The sequence below is a fragment of the Kribbella capetownensis genome (assembly GCF_004331485.1).
In the GTDB taxonomy this organism is placed as follows: Bacteria; Actinomycetota; Actinomycetes; order Propionibacteriales; family Kribbellaceae; genus Kribbella; species Kribbella capetownensis.
In genome coordinates this window covers 264492-289761 of the sequence record NZ_SJKD01000004.1, presented here as the reverse complement: position 1 = coordinate 289761, position 25270 = coordinate 264492, and the positions used below count along the sequence as shown (strand labels likewise).

Sequence of the window (25270 nt, the reverse complement as noted above, 5' to 3'; positions counted from 1 at the left end):
GGCCAACCCGCCATCTGGTGGGCCAGCCCATCAAATGGCAGTGGCTGTCGGGACAGCGCCGGGGGGGGTCGCGCTCGAGGGCGCTGGCGCGCCGGGACGCTCGAGGACGCTGGGCTCAGGCTCCCGCTGGAGGGCGAAAGGCGCCGATCAGTTTGCGGTACGCCGATGGGTTGCTGAGGAGGTCGGTGTTGTCGGCGAACTGGTCGATGGCGCCGAACATCCCGAGCGCTCGCACCCGCGGGTCGGTGACCGTGGCCTGGCAGGCGTCGACGAAGCGCTCGGCGCCGAGCACCAGCGCCGGGCGGTCGTGGAACTGGCGTGGCGAGGGATCGACCTCGGGCGTGATGCCCAGCGCGTTGTGGCGTCGCGCGACCAGCCCGTACGCCGTGGTCAGGGCGCGCTCCCGATCGGCGTGGTCGCCGGCCGCGAGCACCTCCGCGAGCACTCGGTCCAGACCGTCGGCGTGCCCGAGCCGGGCGAACGCCGTACCGAGCCATTTCGTGTACGGCGCGTAGGCGCGCGCCTGGAGCAACCCAAGCCGCATCAGGTCCCGAACCAGCCGAGTGGCGACGACGCGGGAGCCCAACTCGTCGCCGACCTGGTGCGTCCGCTGGACGAACGGCTCCTCCTGCGCGATCCGCGACCACTGACACGTGAGCAACCAGCGCCACAGCTCGTCCGGATACCACTGCAGTGCGGCTCGGACCGGCTCGAGCCGACCGTCGTCGGCGTACACCGCACCTGCAACCACCCCGAGCAACTGCTGCTGTGGCGTGACCATCCAATCCTCGAGGCCGACGCCCTTGCCGGCATCGAATCCGAGGTGATCGACCAGCCAGCCGGACAGCGTCGTGACCGTGATGTGGTGAGTCGGCTCATGGGCGTCCCACCCGAACCGCACCGCGTGACCGTCGTACTCCTCCGGCAGGTTGCGCTCGATCGCCGCCCGCACCGGCTCGACGTCGTCGACGAACACGTGCAACCGCGGACCCCAGCCATGGTCCATCGACCGCTCGGTGTCATACCCCAGTACGTCGGACCCCCACCCCAGCAGCCCGGCCGCGTGCGGAACCTCCACCACCGGCCTGATCACCTCGGCATAAAACCCACGACTGACCTCAACCGCCGACCGAAATCCTGTCACCGCCCCATCATCGGGCCAAGCTGGGCCATGTCGAAGTTCCGGTGTGTGCTCCGACGTTGCGGGAAAGGTATGACCTCGGCTACGGAAGGTGTTCGATATGGGAACCACGGTGACTGCGGATCTGTTCATCTCTGCGGACGGTTGGGCTCGCGGAGCGGAATCGCCCGGGTACTTCGGGTACCTCGGGCCGGATCTGCAGCAGTGGATCGACGAGGAGTCTGCGGCCCCGCAGCACGTGCTGATGGGACGACGGACGTACGAGGCGTTGGCCGGGTTGCCGGAGGAGGTCAAGGACGCGGGGTACGAGCGGATGGCGAACCTGCCGAAGACGGTGTTCTCACGGACGCTGAAGACCGTCGACTGGCCGAACAGCACGATCGAGTCCGACGATCTGGTCAAGTCTGTGCTCGCGCTCAAGGAAAGCAGCGACGTACCGCTGCGCACGATGGGCAGCGTCTCGGTGGTCAAGCAGCTGATCAATTCGGGTCTGCTGGACAACCTTCGGCTGATGGTGTTCCCGCTGTTCTGCGGCCCGACCGGCCGCGAGTGGGCGTACGACGGTCTGAACGAATCCGAACTGACCCTCACCAGCCAGCGCGTCCTCGACAACCGCATCCTCCTGGTCGAGTACACCCCCACAGGCAACCCGATCCCGCGCTGAGCCCTCAGTCACCGGCTCGGTCCTTTCGGCACGCTATAGTCCAAGCAACCATATGGTTGCAATCGGAGGCTGTCGTGGGTTTTCCTGATCGGATCGAGCGGGTGCTGGAGCTTGGGCACCCGCCGGAGAAGGTGTGGACCGCGCTGACCACGGCCGAGGGCCTCGGCACGTGGTTCGGGAACGAGGCGACGATCGATCTCCGGCCGGGTGGTGTGGCGCGGCTGACCTGGACCAGCGGTGACACCGCCGAACTGACGCTGGAGCGGGTCGAGGAGCCGACCGTCTTCGCGTTCACCTGGCACATCCACGGACTGCCCGCGGACGACCCGCGCCGGACGTACGTCGAGTTCTCCCTCGAACCGACCGGCACCGGCACCCGCCTCACCGTGGTCGAGTCCGGCTTCGCCCAACTGCCGCCGGAGGCACACGACCAGGCGTTCGGCGGCAACAGCACCGGCTGGACCCACGAACTCGGCGAACTGGTCGACTACCTCGATGCCGCCTGAGTCCGGTACGCCGTCAGCACCCGGCGTCGAGGCGGTCGCGGAGCAGGTCTTCGTCGCCCTGGCCGACCCGAGCCGGCGCAACATCCTGGCCGCGCTCGCCGCCGGCGGCCCGGCGACCGCCACCGACCTGGCGAATCGCCTGCCGATCACCCGGCAGGCGATCGCCAAACACCTCACCCTGCTGTCCGAGGCCGGCCTCGTCACCGCCGAACACGGCGAGCGCCGGCGTGTCCGGTTCCGGCTCCAGTCCGCCCCGATGCAGGTGGCGCAACAGTTCCTCGCCGCAATGGCCCGGGACTGGGACACCAACCTCGATGCCCTACGCAACCACCTCGACAGCTGACCTCAAGCCGCCGCGGCGTCAGGCGGTCAGGCTGGAGAGGTCGGCGAGGGTGGCTCGCATGATGTCGGTGATGTCGGCGTCCTGGGGGTCCGCGACCCAGCGTTCGAACGCCACCCGGAAGACCGCGACTCCGGTCTCCGCCGCGAGGGACGCGATCTCGGGGGCGACGCCGCGCTTGCGCAGGGCATCGGTGAAGGCTGCGGCGAGCGACGCCATCTTGATGAACTCGCGCTCGCGCAACTCCGGCGTCGCCGTGATGACGGCCTGACGGCGACGCGAGTGCTCGCGACGATCGACGAAGAACTCGCCCGAGGCGAGCACCCCGGCCGCGACCGCGTCCATCGGGCCGGCTGACTCGGGCGCCGCCAGCACCGCCTCGACCATCCGCCGCTCGAGCTCCTCCGAGCCGGCGAACAGCACCTCGCGCTTGTCCGCGAAGTGCCGGAAGAACGTCCGCGCGGTCACGCCGGCCCGGTCCGCGATCTCGGCGACGGTCGTGCGCTCGTAGCCGCGCTCGGCGTACAGGGCCATCGCCGCTTCTCGCAGCCGTCCCGCCGCATCCGGTTCCCACCGCGCCATGGCTCAGATCCTAGCCGATGTCATCGAGTGACATCACGGGTGTAGGCTGAGTGATGTCACTGAATGACATCACTCGAGAGGATCCACCATCATGCGCGTGTTCATCACGGGAGCCGCCGGTCACCTCGGCTCGGCCGTCGTCCCGGAACTCCTCCAGCACGGCCACTCGGTCGCCGGCCTGGCTCGCTCGGACGCGTCCGCCGCCCGGCTCACCGAGTGGGGTGCCGACGTGGTCCGCGGCGACCTCGACGACCTCGACGGTCTGCGCACCGCAGCCCGAGCCGCCGACGGCGTCGTCCACCTCGCGTTCCCGCACGACGCCATGCAAGCAGGCGACCTGGCCGGCGCGGCCGAGACCGATTTGGCCGCTGTCCAAACGATCGGCGACGCGCTCGCCGGCACGGACAAGCCGTTCGTGGGTACGTCGGGAACCGGCCTGCTGGGTCACGCCGGCTTCGGTCGGCGCGGGACCGAGGACGACACCCTGCCGGGCGGCTACCGCATCGACGCGGAGAACTTCGTCATCGACCTGGCCGGCAAGGGCATCCGGTCCTCGGTCGTCCGGCTGCCGATCGTGCACGGCCCGCTCGACCACACCGGGTTCGTGCCCGGGCTGATCACCTTCGCCCGCCGGAACGGATTCGCGGCGTACGTCGGCGACGGGACGAACCGCTGGCCGTCGGTGCACACGCTCGACGCGGCCCGGCTGTACCGGCTCGCGCTCGAGTCGGCGCCCGCGGGCACCCGGCTGCACGCGGTCGCGGAGGAGGGCGTCGAGCTACGCCGGATCGCCGAGGCGATCGGACGCGGCATCGACGTACCGGCCCGCTCGGTCACGCCGGACCAGGCAGCCGAATACATCGGCTACCTGGCGGCGTTCACGGCCCTGGACCACCCGGCCTCCGCGACCCGGACGAGTGAGCTGCTCAACTGGCACCCCACCCACCCGGACCTGCTGGACGACCTGGCCCAAGGGTTCTACTTCCAGAAGTCCTAGCCCCCGCCCATGAAGCTCTCGCGCTGCGCCGCGCCGCGCCGTACATCCAGACCTTGAGCACGGGTCAGCCACCCAAAGCTCGCTCAGATGGTTGACCCGTGCTCAAAGTCGTGCAGCGGGCGCGGTTGCTGCTGCGTGAGCGGGCGGCGGCGAGCAGGCTGCTGGTCGGGGTGCGGCTAGACCTTGGGGATGGGAGCGATTGTTTTGGTGCGAGATCCTTCGTAGGCGGCGAGGAGGATGCCGAGGACGGCGATGCCCTCTTCTTCGGTGTGCAGGGGGCGGGTCCTGCCGAGCAGCGAGTCGGCGAAGTGGCCGATCTCGGCGACGAACGTGTCGACCGGTTCCAGCTCGAACGTCTCGGTCTCGCCGGACCGGAGCCGGTAGGACAACGACGTACCGTCGCTGTGCAGGGAGCCGAGCTCCCCCACCGCGGAGAACCGCTCGGTGGAGTCGGCCGGCTGGTAGGCCCAGCTGGTCACCATCTGCCCGACAACCCCGTTGTCGAACCTGATCAGGACCTGCGCGGAGTCCTCGCCCTCCATGAACTTCAGCCGGTGCGTGGACAGCATCGCCGTCGCCTCGACCGGCAGCCCGCCGGCCAGGTACAGCATCAGATAGGTGGGGTGGTACCCGGTGTCGATGAGCTCGCCACCCCCACTGGTCTTGCTGCTCGCCCGCCAGCCCATGCTGCTCGGGTCGAAGTTGTTGTAGAAGCTGTCGGTCGTCCGTACTTCGTAGACGGTGCCGATCGTGCCGGCCTCGAGCAGTTCCTTGGCCTTCGCGACCGTGGGCATGAACAGCTGGTTGTGCGCACACATCAGCGTCACGCCACTCTTGGTGACCGCCTTGCGAACGTCCGCGGCCTCGTCCGCCGACAGGCACAGCGGCTTCTCGCAGAGCACATGCTTGCCCGCCTCAGCGGCCGCGACGATCGCGTCGCGGTGCAGATGGTGCGGCAGGCAGATGTCGACCGCGTCGAGGTCCTCGTTCGCGAGCATCTCGCGGTAGTCCGTGTACGGCGTCGCGCCCAGCTCCTCGCCCCGCGCGGCAGCCGTGGCCTCCACGGCGTCGGCGACAGCGGTGATGCCGATCTTGGCGGAGTGTTCCTGGTAACCGCGGATGTGTGCCGAGGCGATGCCGCCGGCCCCGATGAGCCCAACCTTGATCATCGGCAGTCCCTTCACTTGTAGGCGATCGATCGTCCGGTCTCCGCGGCTTCGTTCGCGGTCACCACCAGGCGGGTCAGCTCGACCGCCCGGCTGAGGTTGTCGTCGGCACGGGTCCCCTCGGTGATGTGGTCGACCCACTGCCCGAACGCATCCTGACTGTGCTCAGGCACGGGCAACTGCTCGTCGCCGACCTTCAGCACGTTCCCGTCGTCGGTGTACGTCAGCGTGCCCTCGGTCCCGAAGAGCTCGATCGTGAACGGGTTCCGGCTGGCGAACCCGGCCTCGATCACGCCGATCGCCTGGTCGGCGTACCCGGCGGTGACGACGGCGTTGTCCTCGAGGCCGCGGCCGGCCACCGACCGGTACGTCGCGCTGATCGTCTCCGGCGTGGAGCCGAGGAACAGCTGGGTCAGGTAGACGGGGTGGCAGCCGAGGTCGGTCAGCGCGCCACCGATCGCGGTCTTCGGCTCGAAGAACCGCTGCGGCAGCCAGCCCTCCTGCCCGTCTCGCGGCAGGGCGCCGTCGTGGGACAGGCGGACCCGGCCGTAGTTCAGCTGCCCGAGCCGGCCGCTGTCGATCACCTCGCGGATCGCCTGGGTGTAGCCGTGGTACAGCCGCGGCAGGGAGACGATGAGCTTGACGCCGTTCGCGTCGGTGGCGGCGATGATCTCCTCGGCCTCGGCCACGGTCGGCGCCAACAGCTTCTCGGTGAAGATGTGCTTGCCGGCGTTGGCCGCCTTCACCATCACGTCGCGATGGACGTCGGTGGGCGTCGTGATCGTGACGCCGTCGATGTCCTCCCGTGCCAGCAGGGCATCCAGGTCGTCGGTGTACGCGACGCCGAAGTCGTCCGCACCCGCCTGGCCGAGCCCTGGGTCGTCGTCCCAGACCGCGACCAGCTCAGTCCCCGGATGCTGCTGGGTCTGCCGGGCGTAGTCCTTGGCGTGAACGTGCCAGAATCCCAGGACCGCGATGTTGAGCGGTTTCGACACCTTGTCCTCCTCGCGCAAGTCATTGACGGTCTCCCGCAGTACTTTGCCAAGACAAACGGGTGCTCGCGCAGGTTCCCGGCGGTTCGTCTCACAGACCGGTCAGTAGGTCACCTCACTTCCCGGGGTTCTGCTGGGTGGCGAACCAGTCGTCGTACTGGATCGCGCCGAGGGTGGCTTCGCCGGCCGGGACCAGGGTGCGCTCCTGCGGCACGGAACCGAAGTACGTCGACTGTGGGTCGGTCACCACCTCGCGCGGGTCGTGGCGCATGGCAAGCGCCTTGCGGAAGAACTCGTCCATCCGGTACTCCTGCGGCCCGGCGATGTCGATCCGGCCGTTCAGCGGCGCGCCGGACGCCGTACGGGCCACCGCCGTGGCAACGTCCTCGGCGGCCATCGGCTGGAACGCGACCGGCGCCATCCGCACCGTCGTCTCGTCGCTGTCCTCGTCCGCGATGGCCTTGACGAACTCGAAGAACTGCGTCGCGTGCACGAGCGAGTACGGGATCGACGACTCCTCGATCAGCTTCTCCTGGGCCAGCTTGGCCGCGAAGTACCGGTTCTCGGCCATCCGCTCGGTGCCGACGACGGACAGCGCGACGTGGTGCTGTACGCCGGCCCCAGTCTCGGCCTCGAGCAGGTTGATGGTCGACGTAGTGAAGAAGTCCATCACCGCCTTCGCCTCGAACGACGGCGAGTTCGACACGTCGACGACCGTGTCCGCGCCCTGCAGAACCTCGGCCAGCCCTTCGCCGGTGAGGGTGTTCACGCCGGTGTTCGGCGACGCGGCCACGGCCTCGTGCCCGTGTTCGCCGAGTTTCGCCACCACCTTCGAGCCGATCAGTCCGGTACCACCGATGACGACGATCTTCATTGCTGTCCCTCCGTTGCCGTCCGGCGTCCGATGCCGGCCGGTCACCAGCTAAGACAGGGCACCACCCCGGCTTGTGACGGCCGGTCCGGAACTGGCCGCTGTCACAACCCGGACGGGTGTCCGGTCCTGATGGACAAGGAGCAACACCGAATCAAGGGGAGGAACTCACCATGCCCGAGCAGAACCCGGTCGTCGTCCTGGTGCACGGCGCCTTCGCCGAGTCCGCGAGCTGGAACGGCGTCGTCGAGCGGTTGCAGACCCAGTCCATCGACGCCGTCGCCGTCGCCAACCCGCTGCGCAGTGTCGAGGGTGACGCGGCGTACGTCCGCGACGTGATCGCCGGCCTCGGCCGGCCAGTTGTGCTGGTCGCTCACTCGTACGGCGGCTTCGTGGCCACCGAGGCCGCGGCGAACAACGACGCGGTGAAGAGCCTGGTCTACGTCTGCGCGTTCGCTCCGGACACCGGCGAGAACGCCTTCGACCTTTCGCTGAAGTTCCCGGGCAGCACGCTCGGTGACGCGCTGAACGCCTACCCGGTGAGCACCGGGGGCAACGAGCTCGCCATCCGTGCGGATGTCTTCCACCAGCAGTTCTGCGCCGACGTACCGGCCGAAACCGCCGCACTCATGGCCGCGACCCAGCGCCCGGTCACCCAGGCGGCGCTCACCACCGGCCTGCCGACCGATTCCCCGGCCTGGAAGACGCTCCCGTCCTGGTTCGTCTTCAGTGACCAGGACCTCAACATCCCGGTCACCCTGCACCGCTTCCTCGCCGACCGCGCCGGCGCCAAGAACGTCCGCGAGATCGCCGGCGCCTCCCACGCCCTCAGCGTCTCGGAGCCGGACGCCGTCACCGCCACCATCCAGGAGGCCCTGAACGCTTGAGCCTCGCTGGCGGGTTGTTCCACCGATGACGGGAAGTTGTCACGCTAGCGAGCAAACAACCCGCCACCGGGCCTAGTGGACTTCGAGGCGGATGCGTTTGTTGGCCTTGCCTCGGGATTCGGTGCCGGTGACCTTGACGGAGCCGACCTCGGCGGTGGTGAGGACGTGGGTGCCGCCGTCGGCCTGCTTGTCCAGGCCGGTGATGTCGATGACGCGGAGCGGGTCGATCTCGCGCGGGATCAGGTGCGCGGCGATCCGGATCAGGGCCGGATCCGCGTCGGCGACCTCACGGCCGACGAAGTCGACGACGATCTCGCGGGCCGCCGCGATCTCCTCGTTGATCCGGGCCTCGATCCGGCGGCCGAACTCGGCCGACATCGAGTCGAAGGCGAAGTCCAGCCGGCCCTTGCCCGGATCCATGTTGCCGCCGGTCACCGCGACGTGGTGATCCGCCCAGATCACACCGCAGAGAATGTGCAGCGCGGTGTGCGTCCGCATGGTCAGGTGGCGGCGCTCCCAGTCGAGCTCGCCGTGCACCTCGTCGTCGGGACCGGGCAACTGCTCGCCGTCCAGCCAGTGCCAGAGCAGGGGTCCCTCCCGCTTGACGCGGGTGACCGGCGCCGAACCGTCGGCCCAGCGCAGCCTCCCCACGTCGTACGGCTGACCGCCACCGCCCGGGAAGAACGCCGTTCGACGCAAGGCCACGCGACGCTGCTCCGCGTCGACCTCGACGATCGGCGAGTCGAACTCGGCCAGGTACGCGTCGACGGCGTACAACTCGGTGTCGGCCAGCGCCGCCGGGGCGTTGTCCGGCACCTTCTGTCCGGGAACTGCCATCGGTCAGCCGCCTACGGGTGGTTGGGGATTCGTGCAGAGGAACGGTGGCCGGCCGGGCCCGGAGTGGTAGTGGTACTCCTTGCCGCCGGACTCCAGTACGACGCGGCTGCCGTTCACCAGCGCCTGCGTGTAGTGCATGCCGGGCTCGGGGCAACCGAGGCTGCCGTCGCGCCACATCACCTCGGCGGAGCTGACCACCGAGACCTGCGCCGCGTCGACGCCCAGCCGCTTCACCAGATCGGCCTTCGCCTGCTCGGCCGGTCCCGACGGCGGCGGCGAATCGCTCTCGGACACGCCGCTGCTGGACGGTGTCATCGACGGCTCCTCTCCCGCGTCAGATTCGTTGCCACACGCAACCAGCAGGCTGCACGAAACCAGCAGGAAGGGCGCGGCCAGCACAGTGAACACTCGCATCACAATCACCTCCTACCCTAGACGCTCCGCGGGCGCCCGCCGTTGCAGCCTCAGAAGAGCTCGTCCAGCAGGATGTAGAAGTCCAGCTTGTCCTGATCGGGCCCGGTCAGTCCGTAGCCGGCCAGGAACGCGGCGAATGGCTCCTGCGTCAGCTCCCGCTGGAGGATCGCCAGATCGAGCCACCGATCCGCGACGCCCAACCGCCCGACATCGATCACCCCGGTCAGCCGGCCGGTCCGCGGATCGACCAGGACGTTGTCCGGGGTCAGATCGCCATGACACACGACCAGGTCCTCACTCGACGGCCGGGTCCGCTCCAGCTCCGCGAGCAGTTGCTCACCGGTCCAGCCGGCGTACGAATCCTCGAGGTTGTCCAGATCCACCAGGCCCGCGGCGACCCGCGAGCGAGCCTCCGCCATGGTCGTGTCCAGGTCGCGGCGGAACGGGCAGTCCTCGATCGGCAGGCTGTGCAGGGCGCGGGCGAGCTCGACGAACGTCGCCACGACCGCGGGCCGCAGTTCGTCGGTCCAGTCGTACGACGCCGGTACGCCCGGGACCGCCTCGGTCGTCAGTACGCCGTCGCGCTGATCGACGATCCGAGGCACCTTGATCCCCTGCTGTGCCAGCCATTCCAGCCGCTCCGCCTCCGCGGCGACAGCCGGATCCCTCTTCACGAAGTGGTTGCCGACGCGCCGGACCTCAGCGCCCGAGAGCCCTGTCATCCACGCAGCCTAGTGCCCGCGGGGCACTAGCGAGCGTCAGTCCTCGACGAACTCCAGCAGATCGCCGGGCTGGCACTCCAGCACGCGGCACATGGATTCCAGGGTGCTGAAGCGGACCGCCTTGGCCCGGCCGTTCTTCAGTACGGCGATGTTCGCCGGCGTCAGACCGACCTTCTCGGCGAACTCCCCCACGCTCATCTTCCGCTTCGCCAACTCGACGTCGATGCGCACGATGATGGGCATCAGATGACCGCTTCCATATCGGCCCGCAGCGTGGTGGCGCGCCTGAGCAGGGCCCGCATCACCACCATGAGCAGCACCAGGACGGCGCCGGTCAGCACCATGCCGAACAGAACGATCGGCAGCCCCGGGTCGTTCGCCAGCCAGCCGAGGTAGACGAACCCGGCGAACAGCAACACCCAGGCGGCACTGAGCGCCCACAGGATCGCGTCCACCCAGACGAACGCGTCCTCGGTGAAGATCCGGTCGGCCTTCACCATCGTCAGCAACTGCCATGTGCAGACGATCACGACCTGCACGCAGAGCAGTCCCAGGATCGACCAGATCGTCAACGGCCAGCGCAGGTAGGCCAGGTCGGGTTCCTCCCTCGCCATGTAGGCGAACTGTCCCGGCATGCTCAGCGCCTGCGCGAACACCAGGCCGGCGAACAACATGACGAGCAGGATCCGGAGGGGTACGACGACCCGGTCGACCAGATTCATGCATCGACTATCAGTGGCTACCTATCGATTGTCAATAGACCTCACGGCACAACCCGAGACCGCTCGGCGATTACCACTGAGTTGTTCAGATGGTGTTTGCCGGCTGGCAGCCGACCGACGGCAGGATCATCCACGCTCGGGCGGACACCGTCGCCCTGTGGGAGAGGTCCCGGCCCGCAGTGCCGCCGAGCGACTCTGTGCGGTTCGAGAACACAGGATCAGCGGCTGTCGCCCGCGCCGGTCCGCCACTAAATGCTTGAGGAGCATTCCATGTCAGTCGATCGCCGTTCCGTTCTCCGTGGTGCCGCCGTCGGCGCCGCGGGCGTCGGCTTCGCCACCGTCGGCTCGGTGCCGTCGCTCGCCGAGGCCACCCCGGTCTCGCACTCGCACCACGGTCCCGGGCCGTTCCCGACGCACCGTCCCTTCCCACCGCTGCTGGACGACCCGAACGGCCTGCTCGCCCTGCCGGCCGGCTTCAAGTACAAGGTCGTCACCCACGCCGGTGAGACCAAGCTGAAGAGCGGCCAGCCGACTCCGTCGCTGCACGACGGCACCGCCGTGGTCGACAACGACCGCAACGGCTACACGCTGATCCAGAACCACGAGATCGGCGGCAACGACCCGCTCGGCGTACCGCAGATCCCGGGCACCGTGTACGACTCGGCGGTCGGTTCGGCCGGCGGCTGCACCGTCATCTCCGTCGACAAGGACGGCCGCAACAAGGGCGAGTGGGTCGGCATCTCCGGCACCCTCACCAACTGCGCCGGCGGCCCGACCCCGTGGGGCACCTGGATGACGTGTGAGGAGACCGAGAGCAAGGCCAACGGCACCAGCCGGCTCAAGGACCACGGGTACGTCTTCGAGGTCTGGGCCGACGGCAAGACCGCGCACCCGCTGCCGCTGAAGGCGCTCGGCCGCTACGCCCATGAGGCGCTGGCGATCGACGAGGACCGGACCCACATCTACCTGTCCGAGGACGCCAGCGGCCCGAACGGCCTGTTCTACCGCTGGTCCGCGCCGCGCGGCTACAAGCTCAGCTCGCGCAGCTACAAGGACCTGGCCGACAAGGACTTCGGCACGCTCGAGGCGATGGCGATCCTCGGTGACGACGGCAAGCCGATCCCGGACGTGGCCTACCTGACCTCGGCGCAGCTGCTCCGGCCGTTCCGGGTCGCCTGGGTGCCGGTGGCCGACCGCGACGGGCTGACCGTCTCGGTGCGCAACCAGTTCACCGAGGGCCAGGTCACCCGCGGCAAGAAGTTCGAGGGCGTCTACGGCACCCGTGACGGCGTGTACGTCGTCAACTCGTTCGCCGAAGGCGGCACCGCCGACCTGCCGGCCGACGGCGTACCGCACGACGGCATGGTCTGGTTCTACAACTACGACGCCAAGACCATCCAGCTGGTCACGTACTTCCCGGAGAGCGCGGCCGCGAACAAGGGTGCCGAGGCGAAGTACGACGACTACAACTTCGACGGTCCGGACAACGTCACTGTCACCCCGTGGGGCTCGCTGATCCTCGCCGAGGACGGCACCGCGAGCAGCCACGTGCTCAGCGCGACCCCGGGCGGCCCGACGTACGCGATCGCCCGGAACATGCTGAACGACTCGGAGTTCACCGGTCCGACGTTCTCCGCCGACGGCAAGGTGCTCTTCGTCAACATCCAGACCCCGGGCATCACGCTGGCCATCACCGGCCCGTGGCGCGACTACCTGGGCTGAGGCTGACCGCCGTAGCCGGCCCCCCAGGGGTCGGCTACGGCGTCACCCAGCCGGTGAGGATCGTCGGCCCGGAGGCCGGCGTACAGATCAGGCGGTAGGGCTCGGTCGGGATCGGCCAGAGCACGAAGAACCCGAGGTCGTCGATCTCGGCCGAAGCCAACTCCCCGCTGTGGCCGCGGGCACTGACCGTGCCGGACTCGGGCGGATCCAGCTGGCCGAGTACGCCGGTGGGCGTGAGCTCGATCTCGATCGTCCAGCCGTCGGAGGCGAACGTGAGTGCGCGCAAGGTGGCAGCTCGGCTCTCCGATCGGACCGGCGCGGCATCCGCGCTCTCCCAGGCCGAGTCGTAGGTCAGGGCGGCGAGCTCTGCGTCGATGGTCCGCCAGACGAACGCCGCCTTACCCGCGTCGACGAACGTGCGGGGCATCTCCCGCTCGGTCTGCAGCGCGTCGCGCAACGCGTCGAGGAGCTCGTCGTCGTTCCAGCCGGTCTCCGTCATGCCTCCCACCTCCGCACTGATCCCTCAGTGTTCGTCTTCAGCGCTCATTTCAGTGCTAGTCCACCAGTGTCGCCAGAGCCGGCGCCCGCCGCAGCCGGTCCAGGCAGCGGGCCCGGTTCGGGCCGATGCTGCCCATCGGCATGTGCAGCTTGCGGCTGATCTCGTCGTACGGCGCCGGCGGGTCCTGCGTGATCATTGCCAACAGCAACTGACAGCGCTGGGACAGCTGGCCGAAGGCGGCCCGGACGATCCGCCGTCGTTCGTGCCGCAGCACCTCCTCCTCCGCCACCGCATGCTCCACGGCGTGCTCTCCCACCTCCCGCGAGTCCACCGGGTCGACAGGGTCGACCCGGCTCGACACCCGCAGCAGGCGCAGACACTCGCGTTGCGCGGTCGTCGCGATCCAGCCCGGCAGTGCGGCCGGTTCGCGAAGCCCGGGCAGATGCTCGATCAGCCGCAGCCACACGCCCTGACCCACGTCGTCGGTGTCTCCCGGCTGAAGCCGGTACCGGCGGCAGATGGACCAGATCAGTGGGGCGTACCGCTCGACGAGCTCGTCCCAGGCTTCCTGGTCCCCGTCCCCGGCGCGCACGACCAGGCTGACGACGGTCGGATCATCCCGCATTCCCCCGCTCCTTCCGCCCGCCGTCATTGATACGGAGTCCGCGGGCCGCGCGTTGATACATGGTGTGAATCACGCTCCCAGTGCGACGAACGACCGGCCCGCCGCACGGGCAACAGGGTCGTCGCCGACCTTGGCACGGGCGAGCGCGAACGCACCCGCCAGCGGCTCACCGGCTTGCAGGTGATCGTGGAGCGCTGTCATCAGGGGCACGGTGGCCGGGTCGTTCACCGGCACGACGCTGGCCAGGATGCCGGCCGCGCCGAGCGGCACGAGACTGCTGCTCAGTCCGAGCAACTCGTCGGCGCCGACCGGTTTCGCCAGCCCCGACTCACAACTCGACAACACCAATCGGTACGGCGCCCGCCGCAGCCGCTCGAAGTCGTAGACGGTCAGCGGACCGTCGTCCAGTCGCAGCGAAGAGAACAAAGGACTGTCGGACCTGAACGTGCCATGAGCAGCAATGTGGCCGATCCACGCGCCGTCGAGTTCCTTCAGCACCCTGTCGGCGGTGGCGTCGCCGTTCGCGAGGACGGTCGCGCCCGGGTACCGCTCGGCGAGGCGCGAGACCTCGGCACGACCGGCCGGCAGACCCGGGCCGAGCACGAGGACGACCCGGCGATCGGACGGCGGCTGCAACCGTCGTGCCCGCAACCAGGTCGCCGCTGACGGTACGACATTCACCGCGCGACTATCCAGCGACGGCACCAGGCCCCAGGGCAACGCCTGCAGTCGCGCCGGAGGCACGATCACCACAGGCCGATCCTCGAGCACGTCCTGCACCGGACCGAGGATCGCGCTGCCAAGCCGGGCCCCGAGCACATCCAGCGAAGGACCGGACTTCGATCGTCCGTGGGCCAGCCAGCGCAGCCGGAACCGAGATCGCTCCACTTCGATCTCGGCCGTCGCCATCGGCCCAACCGTCAGCCGGCTGATCCGGCCGTCGCGCGCCACCACCGCGTGCAGGACTCCGTCGATCTCGATCAACTCGACCAGCACCGTGTCGCCCAGTTCGTCGATCAACTCGTCGAGCTGAACTCCGGAGGTCTCCGGGTGCGAGCGATGCCCGTGCGCTCGGAGCGTGTGTTCTCGCACTGCTTTCTCGAGCCGGCGCCGTTCACGATCGAGGGCCGGATCCGTCCCGTCCCCATCGCGTTTCGCGTCCAGCCGTCGTACGATGTCGCGCAGGGCGGCGAGATCGTGGACGAGTTGCTGGTCGTCCGGTGGACGCACGGGCGGGATCGTCAGCGCGGTGGCACGCCAGCGTTCGCCCCATTTCAGCAGGCTCCTGGCGTCGTCGCGCCGCAACGCATCGCGGAGCGCGAGTCCGGCCAACTCGGCGCCATGACCGCTCGCGCGTGCTCGCAGTTCGGTCGCGCCCATCATCAGGCGATGTTCGTCCAGCGCGTCTAGGCCACGGGCGCACGCGGTCAGCATTCCGCGGACGTCGCCTCTGGCCTCGGACCGCAACGCCTTGCCGAGCCATGCGGCACCGCGGGCGAGTGGCGGAGTGTCTCGGGTCCGCCGTCCGGCCAACTCCAACTGCCGCTCGGCTGTCCGCGTTCGTCCGTCGGCCAACGCGAGCCGGCCGGCGAGCAGGTGCGCGGCCGAAGCTTCTGTAGCGCCGAGGGTGTCGAGCCGCCTGGCGGTCTCCGTCACCTGCCGCAGCAACTTGGGACCGCTCTCCCCGGATTGGTACCGAGCATCGAGTTGCACCATCGACGCGCGGATCGACCACCACGGACGACGCTGGGCCGAGAACAACCGGCGGGCGCTCTCTGCACGGGATCGCGCGGTCTCGAGCTCACCGGCCGCCAGCGCCGCGGTCGCCGCCGCGAACAGCACCTCGGCTCGCTTCGTCGCCTGCCCACCAACGGTTTCCATCCGGTCGATCGCCTGGTCCGCCTCGGCGAGCGCCTCGGTCGGCAGACCCGCCGCTAGTAAGACAGCACACCGGTCGATCGCGAGCTCGGGCCAGACCACGCCGACCTCGGCAAACCCGCGCCCGGCCTCGTCGAGGTACTGCAGCGCGGCCGGCAGATCGCCGCGCGAGAACGCAACCAGGCCACGGTTCTGACGGGTTTCGGCGTACTCGAACTCCTGGCCGCTCGCGGCGTACAACCGGCCGGCCTGTTCGAAATCGGTGTCGGCCTGCCGGGTGATGCCCATCTCGAGCTGGATGAACCCGCGGTAGTTGCGGCAGCGTGCCTCCCAGACCCGGTCACCGGACCGCCGCAGCCGGCTGATCGCGATCCGCAGATCGTCCAGCGCCTCGCGATGCCTGCCCAGGATCAGCAGTACGTCGGCACGGCGCAGCAGAACGCGCCCCGAGAGCGCTCCCCGGCTGAGCCTCACCGCGCGGTCCAGGTGGGTGAGTCCCTCGCGGCTGCGGCCGGCCCGGCCAAGGGTCGCGCCGAGGGTGGCGAGAACATCGGCCTCTCGCTCCGGCCGGCCCGCGGTCTGGGTGAGTCGCAGCGCGATCCGGAGCTCGCGGATCGCGGTGTCCACATCGCCGAGCTGGCGCAGGCCGATCCCGATCGCCTGGTGCGCGCAGGACGCGGCGTCCGGATCGAGGTCGCCGGCGAGCAACGATCGGGCCGCCGCGATGGCGTCGTGCGGACGCGAGAGAGCCAGCGGCAGCAGATCGTTCGGTGCAACCGCCGTTTCGACACTCCCCCCGGCCGTCTGCACGGTGAAATGATATCGGTCCGCTCGACGATTTCGTCGAGTTCCGGGTTAACGATTCAAGGGGGATCGCCCACCGAATGGCGCAAAAAACGGGAAATCAAACGACCGAACAACAGGACCCGAAGTACATCGCCCAGATCAAACTCATCCTGGAGGCATTCGGACGCGACGCCGGCGTCCATCCGCCGGAGTGGGAAAAGGAAGGCGCCGACTATCTGTACCGCATCGGTACAGTGCTCGTCCGCGACGAGGATCTGCAGCGTGTGGTCGAACTCTTCCAGGGCGGCACGACTGGTGAAGGCGGCATCGGCGGGGTCAGCCGGCTACTGCTGCCGGACAAGGTTCCGCCGAACGCACCGGAAGGACCGAACCCCACGCAACGCTTCCTGGCTCTTGCCGACCAACGGCTCGGCCGCGGGGTCGTCACTCCAGAGCACTTGTTCTACGTGACTCCCAGCGTCAGCCCGTGTCCGGCGACCGAACCCGAGGAGGTTGCGCAGGGGATCCCGCCGGACCCCGTACTGCCGACTCCGTTCCTGCCCGCCGGTGCCGCCGACGGGCGCGGAGTGAAGGTGGTCGTGCTCGACGTCGGCTGGTCCGAGGCACCCGCGGCGTACTGGCTGAACGGCGTGACCGGCGATCCGGAGGACGCGTTCTTTCCCTCCGGCCGGATCCGGCCGTACGCGGGTCACGGCACCTTCATCGCCGGCGTACTGCGGGCGGTGGCGCGAAATGTCGAGGTGGTGGTCAAGAGCTATTTCACCAGTGTCGGCGCGATGTGGGAGTTCGATCTCGCCCAGGCTCTTGACGAAGTACTCGATCTCGCTCCGGACATCATCAGTCTGTCGGCCGGAACCAGGACGCGTTTCGACCTTCCGGCGCTCGGCCTCGACGTGTTCGTCCAGACCCGGCTGAATCGGGTGAACGGTCTGGTCCTGGTGGCCGCAGCCGGGAACGAGAACAGCCGGGACTATTTCTGGCCGGCCGCGTTCCCGGAGACCGTGTCGGTCGGAGCGCTCGCCGACAACGGGCGCGATCGCGCGTCGTTCAGCAACTTCGGTGGCTGGGTCGACGTCTACGCGCCGGGCGAGAACCTGGTGAACGCGTTCCTGACCGGGAGTTACGAGTGCACCGAGCCACCGAACACGGGCGAGGTCCGGGACTTCACCGGCATGGCACGCTGGAGTGGTACGTCGTTCTCGACACCGCTGGTCGCCGCGCTCATCGCCGGTCGCATGTCGCTGACCGGGGAGAGTGCGCGCCAGTCCGCGGACGCGTTACTCGCCTTCGCGCTGACCCAGCCGTCACCGGGGGTCGGGCCTGTTCTGACCACCGGCGACGCGTTGGCGTCCTTGGGTCAGTGAGCGTGTGAGTGTGTCGACGCGGCGCGGCCCCCATCCGGTCTGACCACCGGAGTCCTCCCGCACCGCGTCGACGCTCCCCCCTCTGTACCCCCCGCTTGCTCTCCCCCCAGAGCATTTCGAAGGGCGCCCCACTACGCGGAGTCGCCGTCGGCGCGGATTGATACACCCGATTTCCGGGAGATCTCAGACGGCGCTTTCCAACGCGTCGAGCAGAGTCTGCGGCCGCGGGTCGGGCACCGTGCGAACCTGGTTCATCAGGTAGGAGAACGTGATGCGGCGCGACGGCCAGGCGCCGTGGGTCGAGCCGCCGGCACCGACGTGGCCGAAGGCATCGATCGGCCGGCCGAGACGACTGCCTGGAACGTGGAGTTCGAAGCCGGCGCCGTACACCATCTCACTCCCCCAGGTCGGCTCGGTGCCGCGACGGATCTCCCGGCGGGCGAGCTCGACGGTGGCCGGGGTCAGGATGCGCTGACCGTCGACCTCGCCGACGAGCGAGGCGTAGAAGCGAGCCATGCCGCGGGCAGTGGCGAAGCCTCCTACAGCGGCTAGCCCGGCGCTGCGGTACTCCGTGCTGTTCCAGATCTTCTCGGCGCCGGGCACCCAGAGCGGATTGCGGTTCAGCTGCAGAAGCCGGTCGGTCTGTGGTTCGTCGATCAGTACGCCGTCTGGCGCGACCATCGTGGTCGCTCGCCAGTGCAGGTCCTCCGGCAGACCGATCCACACCTCCAGCCCCAGCGGTACGGCGTACTCCTCGGCGAAGAACTGCTGAACGGTCCGGCCGTCGACCCGTCGTACCAGCTCGTCGACCAGCCAGCCCCAGGTGATCGCGTGGTACATGAACGCGGCGCGTGGATCCGTCGACGGAGCCTGCGCCGCCAAGTGCCCGGCCATCACGTCGTGGTCGAGGAGATCGGCGTACCCGGCCTCGACCCAGGGCAGCCTGGCCTGGTGGGACAGTACGTCGGACAGCGTCGTCTCGGTCTTCCCGGCGGCACCGAACTCGGGCCAGTAGCGGCTGAGCCGATCATCCAGAGACACCTGACCGCGCTGCACCATCAGCAGGACGCACGCCGACGCGAGCCCTTTGGTGCCGGAGAACATCAGCTGGATCGTGTCCCGATCCCAGCCGCGCCCGGCGTCCGGGTCCGCCGTACCGCCCCAGAGGTCGACCACCGGCCGCCCGTCCTGGTACGCCGCGAAGGCCGCGCCCAGCTCGCCTCGCTCGGCGAAGTTCCGCGCGAACGCATCCGCCACCTGCTCGAATCCTGCTGCCGTCCACCCATCGATCATGAACAGATAGTACCGATCGGTCTTATCTCCCGCCACTCCATCTCCCCGCCACTCCGAGATGACACCGATCGGTATCCTGTTCTGCGGAGGTGGTGCACGATGCCGGTGAAGGCCGGAGAACGGCTGGACCCCGAGGCGACCAGGGCGCGGATCCTGAAGGCGGCCTCGGAGGTGTTCACGCAGCGGGGCATCCACGCGACCGGGATCAACGAGGTCGCCGAGGCGGCCGGCGCGTCCAAACTCACCATCTACAAGAACTTCGGCTCCAAGGACGGCCTCGTCGAGGCGGTGCTGACCGACCGCACCCAGCGGGTCCGCGCATGGCACGAGCAGGCGGTCGAGCAGGCCGCGGCCGGCCGGGAGCGGATCCTCGCCGTCTTCGACCTGGTCGCGAGCTGGTACGCCGAGGCCGGCTTCCGCGGTTGCGCCATGATCAACGCGGCGACCGAGGATCGCGGTCAGGACGGCGCACCCCGGCGACTCGCGCAGGACCATCTCAGCTTCTATCGCAACCTCTTCCAGCGACTGCTGACCGAGACCGGTGTGTGCGACCCCGAAACCACGGCTCGCCAGCTGGTCATCGTCCTGGAGGGCGCGACGATCATCAGTGCGGTCGATCGGGATCCGGGCCTGGGCGCCGAGGCGCGCGTCATCGTGGAGACACTGCTCGACGCTGCCTGAGGAACACCAGGCAGACGACGACGCAGGCCGCGGCGGACACGGCGGCCAGGTAGAACGCGGCTGGGAATCCCAGTCGTTCCGCGACGAGTCCACCGAGCGGTCCGGCCACCATCACACCGAGATCCCAGAACGACGTCATCACGCCCATCGACACACCGGGCCGCAGCCCGCGCACTCGGTCCAGAGTCATCGACACACACGCCGGATAGATCAGCGCCATCCCGCATCCGGCCAACGCAGTGAACACGAGCGCACCGACTGCCTCGCCGACCAGCGCGAGCCCCACCAACGCCACCACCTCGATCGTCACGGTGACAGCTGCCACCGTGCGCCCGCCGTACCGATCGACCGCGGGGCTGCCGGCGAACCGGATCACCAGGAACGCCGCCGCGAACACCGCGAGCGCGATGCCGTCGCCGCCGATCCCGTCCGCGCGCAGCCGCAGCACCAGCAACGCCGCGACTGTGCCATAGCAGTACGCCGCCAACCCAACGGTTGCTCCAGGCAACGGAACTCCCACCGGGACCAGGTCACGGAACCTCCGGATCCGGACCAGAGGCTCGATTCGGCCGGGATCCGAGCGCGTCGTCAACACCAGCAGAGCCGATGCGGCCGCGAGACCGACGACGACCCACCACACGCGATCTCCGATCAGCGACGCGATCACAGGTCCAGCGGCCAAGCCACCCCACATCGACAGACCGAACCACCCCGCCGCGCGCCCACGTTGCGCCATCCGCATCCCCGACAGGACCCACGGCAGCGCAGCGGAAAACAGAGCCGCCTCCCCCGCGCCCATCACGAGTCGCGCGATCATCAAGATGATCAGACTCGGCGCCAGTAGCTGTCCAAGTCCACCGAGCGCAGTCAGCACACCCCCGGCCACCACGACCGGGCGCGACCACCCGGCATCGGCCAGCCACCCCGCGACCGGACGACCGCACGCCGTGGCCAGGAACGCGATCCCGACCGCGGTCCCACTCGCCAGCGCGCCGCCGCCGAACTTCTCCGGCACGTACGCCGGCAAGGCCTGCAACGTCGCGCCGAACGCCAGATACCCGCACAGCACCGCCACCCACAACCGCCGGACCGGAACACCCATGGCGGAGATGATACCGCTCGTTCTTATCTCAACGGCAGCCGTCTCAGATGGTCAGCACCAGACGGCCCGCAGTCAGGCCCGCTGACTGTCGCTCCCACGCCGCCGCGATCTCGTGCAAGGGAACGCTTTCGTAGGCGACCGCGATCTCACCGACCGCGGCGTGCTGCAGCACCGCGGTGAAGGCGTCCCGACGCTGCTCCGAGGTCAACGCATTGTTGGTGTAGCCAAGGACACTCACCGACCGGCTCCGCAGCACCGCAGAGGAGAACGTCGCCTCGTCCCCCGACGCACCACCGAGATTCACCAACCGCCCGCCAGCGGCCAGGACCCGCGATGCCGCGGTCGCCGCAGCACCGAAGACCGGATCCACCACGACATCAACCGAGCCACCAGTCGCCTCGGAGAACGCCCGCGTGAGTTCTCCGACATCACCGGTCATCGACACGACCTCATCAGCACCGACCGCAAGCGCCCGCTGCTTGGCCTCCTCCGACCGGCACTCCGCCACGATCCGACTGGCGCCGAGGACCCGCGCCGTACCGATCGCGGCCTGACCGACGGCTCCGCCGCCTCCGAGAACGAGAACACTCTCTCCCGGTTGCAACTGGGCGCGCCACGTCAGCACCATCCACGCCGCGACCGCCGACAGACCGAGCGCCGCGACCTGGGCATCGGCCACCGGGGCATCGACCACGATCAGATCGTCGTCCGGTACGGCGCACCGCTCGGCGAAGCTGCCATCACCCGGAGACATCCCGGCCGACGTCGGGAAGAACACCCTGGTCCCGGGGGCCACGACATCCGACTGCTCGACCACACCGACCCCCTGCACACCCGGTACGTACGGCAACGGCTGCTGACCGAAGTACGACGTACCGGAGGCACACAGCAGATCCAGCGGTACGACGGGGGCCGCGGTGACGCGGACGATGGACTGGCCCGCGGACGGCACGGGGTCCGGGTGTTCAGCATGCGCCGGCGATTCGCCGTGGGCGCGCAGGACGGCTGCTCGCACGCGTCTCCTCCTCCAGACTCAGGTGGCGATGTCCGGGTACGGCAGGGTGAGGTGTTCCATCGCCTTGCCGTAGGCCTGCTGATACTCGAGCGGTCCATGGTCGCGCTCGAACATCGCGATGAACAGGGTGAGCGTGAGGAACGGATGCGCACCGAGCTCGAACAGCGCCACATGGTTGTGCTCGCGCAACGCTGTCCGCTCCTCGTCGGTGAGCTGCTGCCAGGTCGACTTCTCGCCGGTCGTGCAGTTGAGGATGCGGTTCGCCATCTCCTCCTCCCACCAGCTCACCGTCCCGGCCGCGTCCTCGCGATACCGCTCGACCAACTCAGGATCGCGGTCGACCGTGAACAGGAACTTGTCCAGCAGGTACTTGCTCATCCACGTCCTCGCTTCGCTCCGGGCGCGGATGAGGCTCGAGCCGCGCTGTGCTCAATGGTGAACTCGCTTCGCTCCTTCACTCCGGTACTCCGTTCGGATACCAGGTGAAGTACGCCTCCATGGTGTGGAACAGGTCGAGCGAGTCGACGTGATCCGCCTTCGCGCCGGCCCCAGCCACGCCCATCATCAGCATGAAGTCCATGAACCCGTGCGTCGCGTTGCCCGGCAGGTGCAGGCTGTCCAGCGTCACCTCGGCCAGGCAGCCCTCGACGTCGCCGCTCGCGATCCACTCGACCGCCTTCCGGTCGAACTCCGGATCGGGGCCGTGGGCACCGAACTGCCGCGGCCCGCCGAGTTCGAGGGACAGGTGACCGGTGCCGATGATCGCCACCCGCTTGTCGTCCGGCCAGGACTCGACCAGCTGCCGGATCGTCCGGCCCAGCTCGACGAACCGCTGCGGCCGCGGCAGCGGCGGCGCGAAGATGTTGGTGTAGATCGGCACGATCGGCAGGTCCGCGTCCGGGCGGAGCGTGATGATCGGGCAGGTGATGCTGTGGTCGATCCGAAGTTCGTTGCTGAAGGCAAGGTCGAAGCCAGCGTCCAGCCCGTTGCGCAGGATGTGCCCGGCCAGCCGCTCCTCACCCGGCAGCGTCATCCGTGGCAGCCCGAACTCGCGTTCCTCGTTGTACCAGTTCGCATCGAAGTACGGCGCTTTGCCGACCAGGAACTGCGGCATGTTGTCCAGCCACAGCTGGTGGAAGTGGTCGCTGCCGACCATCACCAGGATGTCCGGCCGGGCCTTGGTCAGCGTCTCCCGGAACGCCTCGATCTTGGCGACCCACTCGTCGGCGAACGGCGGCCGGTCGGCACCGGTCGAGGTGCTGGCCCGGTAGTAGAACGGATGGTGCGTCGAGGCGATGACCGCGGCGACGGTGGCCATGAAGAGCTCCTCTGCTTCCGGGAACTGTCACTCGTTGGGGTCGACGTAGACGGCGTTGCGGTCCACGGTGAGATAGGCGTCCATGCCGATCGGCCGGCGGCGTTCCTCGGCGAGCTGACCGAGCAGGCCGGCAGCCCTTGCCAGCAAGGCGAATCCGCGCAACAGCTCGACCGGAAGGCCGAGATCGGCGAGGGCAGCACCGCAGACACCGGCGCCGTTCAGTGGAAGCTTGCGGCCCAGCACCTGCTCGTGCACCCGGCCGATGGCTTCGAAGAGCCGTAGGTGTGGCCCGCGGAGACCTTCGTCCTCGGCGATGCCGATCAGCACCGGCGTTCGCGGGTCCTGCACCTTGTGCACCGGATGCCCGAGGCCGGGAACGTACTTCCCCGCCGCCCGCGTCGCGGTGACGACTTCGAGTGCCAGCGCGTCCCACCCGGCGTCGTCGGTCGGCAGGTCCCGGCCCTCCAGCGCCTCGTGCAGGTAGATCCCGCAGTCCTCGGTCACTCCGAGGAAGCGCGATCCGCCACCGAGCAGTCCGGCCGCGAGCGCACCTTGGAGTGAGTCCGGCGCAGAGAGATAGGTCAGCCGGGCCGCGATCGCCGTCGGGGTGAAGCCGTGGTCGGCGAGTGCGACCAGGACCGCCTCGAACACCCGCGTTTCCGACGGCGTCGGGCGGCGCAGCGCGACCAGCCAGAACGCGAGCTCACCGAACCCGACCTTGCCCATCAGGTCGGCCGTGAGGTCCTGACCGAGCAGGTGGATCTCGTCGGCGGTCGACGTACCCAGGGACGTTGGGAAGCTCATTCCTTCAGCCACCTCCGCAGCTCGGCTCCGTGTTCGTCCAGCGACGGCGGCGGCAGCCGGTACTCCGCCGGTGTCTCGGAGAAGGTGATCGGGTTGCGCACGGACGGGATCGAGTCGATCGTCACCACCGGGTCCAGCCCGATGTCCTCGGCGAAGGCCACACCACCGTCGATCGTGTTGATCGGCCCGCACGGAACGCCGGCGGCGATGATGTCGCCGAACCACTCCATCCGGGTCCTGGTCCGCAACCGCTCCACCAGCAGCGGTCGCAGTTCCTCCCGGTTCGCGGTCCGCTTCTCGTTCCGGTCGAAGCGCGGATCGTCGGCCAGTTCCGGCACGCCGAGCACCTCGGTCAGGCGGCGGAACTGATTGTTGTTGCCCGCGGTGATGATCAGCTCGCCGTCGGAACATGGCAGCGGCTCGTATGGGAACAGACTCGGGTGACTGTTCCCCATCCGCAGCGGTACGACGCCACCCGCGACGTACGCGCTCGACTGGTTGACCAGCCCCGACAGGGCCGAGGACAGCAGGTTGACCTCGACGTGCTGGCCGCGCCCGGTCTCGTGCCGCGCGTTCAGGGCGGACAGTACGCCGATGGTCGCGTGCATCCCGGCCATCACATCGAACACCGAGATCCCGGCCCGGAACGGCTCGCCGTCCGGATCGCCGGTCAGACTCATCAGCCCGGAGATGGCCTGCACGATCAGGTCGTACCCCGGCAGGGCGGCTCCCCGCGGCCCGCTCCCGAATCCGCTGATCGATGCGTAGACCAGTCGCGGATTGACCACCGAGACCGACTCGTAGTCCAGGCCGAAGCGCGCCAACCCACCCGGCTTGAAGTTCTCGATCAATACGTCGGCCCGCCGCGCGAGCTCCTGCGCGACGGCCACATCACCGGGGTCCTTCAGGTCGAGCGCGATCGACCGCTTGTTCCGGTTGACCGCCAGGTAGTACGTCGAGATCCCGTCGCGGACCGGCGGCTGCCAGGACCGGGTGTCGTCACCGCCGGGCGCCTCGACCTTGACCACCTCGGCACCGAGGTCGGCCAGCAGCATGGTCGCGTACGGGCCGGCCAGGATGCGGGAGAAATCGGCCACCAGGACCCCGGACAACGGACCTCTCCCAGCGGGCATGACGCGACCTCCCCGATTATTCCGGACACTTGTCCGCATGGACCTAGTCGCCCCAGTCTCAGCGCGCCGGTCCGGCACTGTCAAGCACCGGACGGCGAGCCCTTGACACCGCCGACAGGCGCTTCGATAGTGACCGTATCGCCGTGATGACCGGCATACGGACGTCTGTCCGACCGTTTTCTGGAGGG

At 68.9% G+C, this 25270-nt stretch carries 28 protein-coding genes; 8 read left to right on the top strand and 20 right to left on the bottom strand.

Translation table 11 applies throughout. From position 1 onward, the window contains the following. Positions 1-115 precede the first annotated feature (115 nt). Positions 116-1144 (bottom strand): DUF4037 domain-containing protein, encoded by a 1029-nt coding sequence (locus E0H75_RS19685; RefSeq protein WP_202873057.1) that lies wholly within the window; start codon positions 1142-1144, stop codon positions 116-118. A 97-nt stretch (positions 1145-1241) separates the two neighbouring features. Between E0H75_RS19685 and E0H75_RS19680 the strand changes: the two genes are divergently transcribed. The 3 genes from E0H75_RS19680 to E0H75_RS19670 all read left to right on the top strand — a co-directional run bounded on the left by E0H75_RS19680 (position 1242) and on the right by E0H75_RS19670 (position 2654). Beyond that, on the top strand, positions 1242-1805 hold the full coding sequence (locus E0H75_RS19680) for a dihydrofolate reductase family protein (RefSeq protein WP_131515034.1): 564 nt from the start codon (positions 1242-1244) through the stop codon (positions 1803-1805). Between the two features lie 74 nt (positions 1806-1879). Next, positions 1880-2311, top strand: coding sequence for an SRPBCC domain-containing protein (locus tag E0H75_RS19675; protein ID WP_131515033.1), 432 nt, complete (start codon positions 1880-1882; stop codon positions 2309-2311). Further along, entirely contained in the window at positions 2301-2654 is a 354-nt protein-coding gene (locus E0H75_RS19670) for an ArsR/SmtB family transcription factor (protein WP_131515032.1), read from the top strand. The genes E0H75_RS19675 and E0H75_RS19670 overlap by 11 nt, the downstream gene beginning before the upstream one ends. 18 nt (positions 2655-2672) lie before the next feature. Here E0H75_RS19670 and E0H75_RS19665 read toward each other — a convergent pair whose 3' ends face one another. Beyond that, positions 2673-3233, bottom strand: a complete 561-nt coding sequence (locus tag E0H75_RS19665; protein ID WP_131515031.1) for a TetR/AcrR family transcriptional regulator — start codon at positions 3231-3233, stop codon at positions 2673-2675. Between the two features lie 91 nt (positions 3234-3324). Between E0H75_RS19665 and E0H75_RS19660 the strand changes: the two genes are divergently transcribed. After that, the gene (locus E0H75_RS19660) at positions 3325-4230 is read left to right on the top strand and encodes an SDR family oxidoreductase (RefSeq protein WP_131515030.1); all 906 of its coding nucleotides are present in this window, start codon (positions 3325-3327) and stop codon (positions 4228-4230) included. 176 nt (positions 4231-4406) lie between these two features. Here E0H75_RS19660 and E0H75_RS19655 read toward each other — a convergent pair whose 3' ends face one another. From E0H75_RS19655 to E0H75_RS19645, 3 genes are all read right to left on the bottom strand, one after another. Then, positions 4407-5399, bottom strand: coding sequence for a Gfo/Idh/MocA family protein (locus tag E0H75_RS19655; RefSeq protein WP_131515029.1), 993 nt, complete (start codon positions 5397-5399; stop codon positions 4407-4409). Positions 5400-5410: 11 nt separating this feature from the next. Beyond that, positions 5411-6391: a Gfo/Idh/MocA family protein gene (locus E0H75_RS19650; RefSeq protein ID WP_131515028.1), complete on the bottom strand. Its 981-nt coding sequence runs from the start codon at positions 6389-6391 to the stop codon at positions 5411-5413. Positions 6392-6503: 112 nt separating this feature from the next. Continuing rightward, a complete protein-coding gene (locus E0H75_RS19645; RefSeq protein ID WP_131515027.1) occupies positions 6504-7262 on the bottom strand; it encodes an SDR family oxidoreductase in 759 nt (252 codons plus the stop codon). 170 nt (positions 7263-7432) lie between these two features. On the opposite strand from E0H75_RS19645, the gene E0H75_RS19640 reads away from it, so the two are divergent. Next, complete coding sequence (locus tag E0H75_RS19640) at positions 7433-8146, top strand: alpha/beta fold hydrolase (protein WP_131515026.1); 714 nt, start codon at positions 7433-7435, stop codon at positions 8144-8146. 72 nt (positions 8147-8218) lie between these two features. Here the strand turns inward: E0H75_RS19640 and E0H75_RS19635 are convergent, their stop codons facing one another. The 5 genes from E0H75_RS19635 to E0H75_RS19615 are packed head-to-tail and all read right to left on the bottom strand — an operon-like array spanning position 8219 to position 10841. After that, on the bottom strand, positions 8219-8983 hold the full coding sequence (locus E0H75_RS19635) for an alanyl-tRNA editing protein (RefSeq protein ID WP_131515025.1): 765 nt from the start codon (positions 8981-8983) through the stop codon (positions 8219-8221). A 3-nt stretch (positions 8984-8986) separates the two neighbouring features. Continuing rightward, positions 8987-9397 (bottom strand): hypothetical protein, encoded by a 411-nt coding sequence (locus tag E0H75_RS19630; RefSeq protein WP_131515024.1) that lies wholly within the window; start codon positions 9395-9397, stop codon positions 8987-8989. A gap of 50 nt (positions 9398-9447) precedes the next feature. After that, positions 9448-10119: an APH(3') family aminoglycoside O-phosphotransferase gene (locus E0H75_RS19625; protein ID WP_131515023.1), complete on the bottom strand. Its 672-nt coding sequence runs from the start codon at positions 10117-10119 to the stop codon at positions 9448-9450. Positions 10120-10155: 36 nt separating this feature from the next. After that, positions 10156-10362 carry a helix-turn-helix domain-containing protein gene (locus tag E0H75_RS19620; RefSeq protein ID WP_131353919.1) on the bottom strand — a complete coding sequence of 69 codons (207 nt, stop codon included), beginning with the start codon at positions 10360-10362 and terminating at the stop codon, positions 10156-10158. Next, positions 10362-10841: a DUF2975 domain-containing protein gene (locus tag E0H75_RS19615; RefSeq protein WP_131515022.1), complete on the bottom strand. Its 480-nt coding sequence runs from the start codon at positions 10839-10841 to the stop codon at positions 10362-10364. The genes E0H75_RS19620 and E0H75_RS19615 overlap by 1 nt, the downstream gene beginning before the upstream one ends. A 270-nt stretch (positions 10842-11111) precedes the next feature. On the opposite strand from E0H75_RS19615, the gene E0H75_RS19610 reads away from it, so the two are divergent. Beyond that, positions 11112-12563, top strand: coding sequence for an alkaline phosphatase PhoX (locus E0H75_RS19610; RefSeq protein ID WP_131515021.1), 1452 nt, complete (start codon positions 11112-11114; stop codon positions 12561-12563). A gap of 34 nt (positions 12564-12597) precedes the next feature. Here the strand turns inward: E0H75_RS19610 and E0H75_RS19605 are convergent, their stop codons facing one another. The 3 genes from E0H75_RS19605 to E0H75_RS19595 all read right to left on the bottom strand — a co-directional run bounded on the left by E0H75_RS19605 (position 12598) and on the right by E0H75_RS19595 (position 16375). After that, positions 12598-13062: a hypothetical protein gene (locus E0H75_RS19605; RefSeq protein ID WP_131515020.1), complete on the bottom strand. Its 465-nt coding sequence runs from the start codon at positions 13060-13062 to the stop codon at positions 12598-12600. Between the two features lie 55 nt (positions 13063-13117). Then, the gene (locus E0H75_RS19600; protein WP_202873056.1) at positions 13118-13687 is read right to left on the bottom strand and encodes an RNA polymerase sigma factor; all 570 of its coding nucleotides are present in this window, start codon (positions 13685-13687) and stop codon (positions 13118-13120) included. Positions 13688-13756: 69 nt separating this feature from the next. Then, positions 13757-16375: a CHAT domain-containing protein gene (locus E0H75_RS19595; RefSeq protein WP_131515018.1), complete on the bottom strand. Its 2619-nt coding sequence runs from the start codon at positions 16373-16375 to the stop codon at positions 13757-13759. A 74-nt stretch (positions 16376-16449) separates the two neighbouring features. Here E0H75_RS19595 and E0H75_RS19590 point away from each other — a divergent pair, with 74 nt between their 5' ends. Beyond that, on the top strand, positions 16450-17736 hold the full coding sequence (locus E0H75_RS19590; protein ID WP_131515017.1) for a S8 family peptidase: 1287 nt from the start codon (positions 16450-16452) through the stop codon (positions 17734-17736). A 183-nt stretch (positions 17737-17919) separates the two neighbouring features. On the opposite strand, the gene E0H75_RS19585 is transcribed toward E0H75_RS19590, so the two are convergent. After that, on the bottom strand, positions 17920-19029 hold the full coding sequence (locus E0H75_RS19585) for a serine hydrolase domain-containing protein (protein ID WP_131515016.1): 1110 nt from the start codon (positions 19027-19029) through the stop codon (positions 17920-17922). A gap of 99 nt (positions 19030-19128) precedes the next feature. Between E0H75_RS19585 and E0H75_RS19580 the strand changes: the two genes are divergently transcribed. Further along, positions 19129-19710, top strand: coding sequence for a TetR/AcrR family transcriptional regulator (locus E0H75_RS19580; protein WP_131515015.1), 582 nt, complete (start codon positions 19129-19131; stop codon positions 19708-19710). Here the strand turns inward: E0H75_RS19580 and E0H75_RS19575 are convergent. The 6 genes from E0H75_RS19575 to E0H75_RS19550 form a co-directional block, all read right to left on the bottom strand. Beyond that, a complete protein-coding gene (locus E0H75_RS19575) occupies positions 19679-20812 on the bottom strand; it encodes an MFS transporter (RefSeq protein WP_131515014.1) in 1134 nt (377 codons plus the stop codon). The two genes, E0H75_RS19580 and E0H75_RS19575, sit on opposite strands and share 32 nt — an antisense overlap. A gap of 43 nt (positions 20813-20855) precedes the next feature. After that, positions 20856-21827 carry a quinone oxidoreductase family protein gene (locus E0H75_RS19570; RefSeq protein ID WP_131515013.1) on the bottom strand — a complete coding sequence of 324 codons (972 nt, stop codon included), beginning with the start codon at positions 21825-21827 and terminating at the stop codon, positions 20856-20858. An 18-nt stretch (positions 21828-21845) separates the two neighbouring features. Then, positions 21846-22205 carry a hypothetical protein gene (locus E0H75_RS19565; protein WP_131515012.1) on the bottom strand — a complete coding sequence of 120 codons (360 nt, stop codon included), beginning with the start codon at positions 22203-22205 and terminating at the stop codon, positions 21846-21848. A gap of 76 nt (positions 22206-22281) precedes the next feature. After that, positions 22282-23145, bottom strand: coding sequence for a DODA-type extradiol aromatic ring-opening family dioxygenase (locus E0H75_RS19560; protein WP_131515011.1), 864 nt, complete (start codon positions 23143-23145; stop codon positions 22282-22284). A gap of 27 nt (positions 23146-23172) precedes the next feature. Then, complete coding sequence (locus tag E0H75_RS19555) at positions 23173-23949, bottom strand: citryl-CoA lyase (protein WP_131515010.1); 777 nt, start codon at positions 23947-23949, stop codon at positions 23173-23175. Continuing rightward, positions 23946-25082, bottom strand: coding sequence for a CaiB/BaiF CoA transferase family protein (locus tag E0H75_RS19550; RefSeq protein WP_131515009.1), 1137 nt, complete (start codon positions 25080-25082; stop codon positions 23946-23948). Before E0H75_RS19550 ends, E0H75_RS19555 begins: the two co-directional genes overlap by 4 nt. Positions 25083-25270 lie beyond the last annotated feature (188 nt).

Excerpts from the sequence above, each read along its gene's own strand:
- E0H75_RS19680 (WP_131515034.1), top strand. The coding sequence starts at position 1,242 with ATGGGAACCACGGTGACTGCGGATCTGTTCATCTCTGCGGACGGTTGG.
- E0H75_RS19670 (WP_131515032.1), top strand. The coding sequence starts at position 2,301 with ATGCCGCCTGAGTCCGGTACGCCGTCAGCACCCGGCGTCGAGGCGGTC.
- E0H75_RS19665 (WP_131515031.1), bottom strand. The coding sequence starts at position 3,233 with ATGGCGCGGTGGGAACCGGATGCGGCGGGACGGCTGCGAGAAGCGGCG.
- E0H75_RS19660 (WP_131515030.1), top strand. The coding sequence starts at position 3,325 with ATGCGCGTGTTCATCACGGGAGCCGCCGGTCACCTCGGCTCGGCCGTC.
- E0H75_RS19655 (WP_131515029.1), bottom strand. The coding sequence starts at position 5,399 with ATGATCAAGGTTGGGCTCATCGGGGCCGGCGGCATCGCCTCGGCACAC.
- E0H75_RS19645 (WP_131515027.1), bottom strand. The coding sequence starts at position 7,262 with ATGAAGATCGTCGTCATCGGTGGTACCGGACTGATCGGCTCGAAGGTG.
- E0H75_RS19640 (WP_131515026.1), top strand. The coding sequence starts at position 7,433 with ATGCCCGAGCAGAACCCGGTCGTCGTCCTGGTGCACGGCGCCTTCGCC.
- E0H75_RS19635 (WP_131515025.1), bottom strand. The coding sequence starts at position 8,983 with ATGGCAGTTCCCGGACAGAAGGTGCCGGACAACGCCCCGGCGGCGCTG.
- E0H75_RS19630 (WP_131515024.1), bottom strand. The coding sequence starts at position 9,397 with ATGCGAGTGTTCACTGTGCTGGCCGCGCCCTTCCTGCTGGTTTCGTGC.
- E0H75_RS19625 (WP_131515023.1), bottom strand. The coding sequence starts at position 10,119 with ATGACAGGGCTCTCGGGCGCTGAGGTCCGGCGCGTCGGCAACCACTTC.
- E0H75_RS19620 (WP_131353919.1), bottom strand. The coding sequence starts at position 10,362 with ATGCCCATCATCGTGCGCATCGACGTCGAGTTGGCGAAGCGGAAGATG.
- E0H75_RS19615 (WP_131515022.1), bottom strand. The coding sequence starts at position 10,841 with ATGAATCTGGTCGACCGGGTCGTCGTACCCCTCCGGATCCTGCTCGTC.
- E0H75_RS19610 (WP_131515021.1), top strand. The coding sequence starts at position 11,112 with ATGTCAGTCGATCGCCGTTCCGTTCTCCGTGGTGCCGCCGTCGGCGCC.
- E0H75_RS19605 (WP_131515020.1), bottom strand. The coding sequence starts at position 13,062 with ATGACGGAGACCGGCTGGAACGACGACGAGCTCCTCGACGCGTTGCGC.
- E0H75_RS19600 (WP_202873056.1), bottom strand. The coding sequence starts at position 13,687 with ATGCGGGATGATCCGACCGTCGTCAGCCTGGTCGTGCGCGCCGGGGAC.
- E0H75_RS19590 (WP_131515017.1), top strand. The coding sequence starts at position 16,450 with ATGGCGCAAAAAACGGGAAATCAAACGACCGAACAACAGGACCCGAAG.
- E0H75_RS19585 (WP_131515016.1), bottom strand. The coding sequence starts at position 19,029 with ATGATCGATGGGTGGACGGCAGCAGGATTCGAGCAGGTGGCGGATGCG.
- E0H75_RS19580 (WP_131515015.1), top strand. The coding sequence starts at position 19,129 with ATGCCGGTGAAGGCCGGAGAACGGCTGGACCCCGAGGCGACCAGGGCG.
- E0H75_RS19575 (WP_131515014.1), bottom strand. The coding sequence starts at position 20,812 with ATGGGTGTTCCGGTCCGGCGGTTGTGGGTGGCGGTGCTGTGCGGGTAT.
- E0H75_RS19565 (WP_131515012.1), bottom strand. The coding sequence starts at position 22,205 with ATGAGCAAGTACCTGCTGGACAAGTTCCTGTTCACGGTCGACCGCGAT.
- E0H75_RS19560 (WP_131515011.1), bottom strand. The coding sequence starts at position 23,145 with ATGGCCACCGTCGCCGCGGTCATCGCCTCGACGCACCATCCGTTCTAC.
- E0H75_RS19555 (WP_131515010.1), bottom strand. The coding sequence starts at position 23,949 with ATGAGCTTCCCAACGTCCCTGGGTACGTCGACCGCCGACGAGATCCAC.
- E0H75_RS19550 (WP_131515009.1), bottom strand. The coding sequence starts at position 25,082 with ATGCCCGCTGGGAGAGGTCCGTTGTCCGGGGTCCTGGTGGCCGATTTC.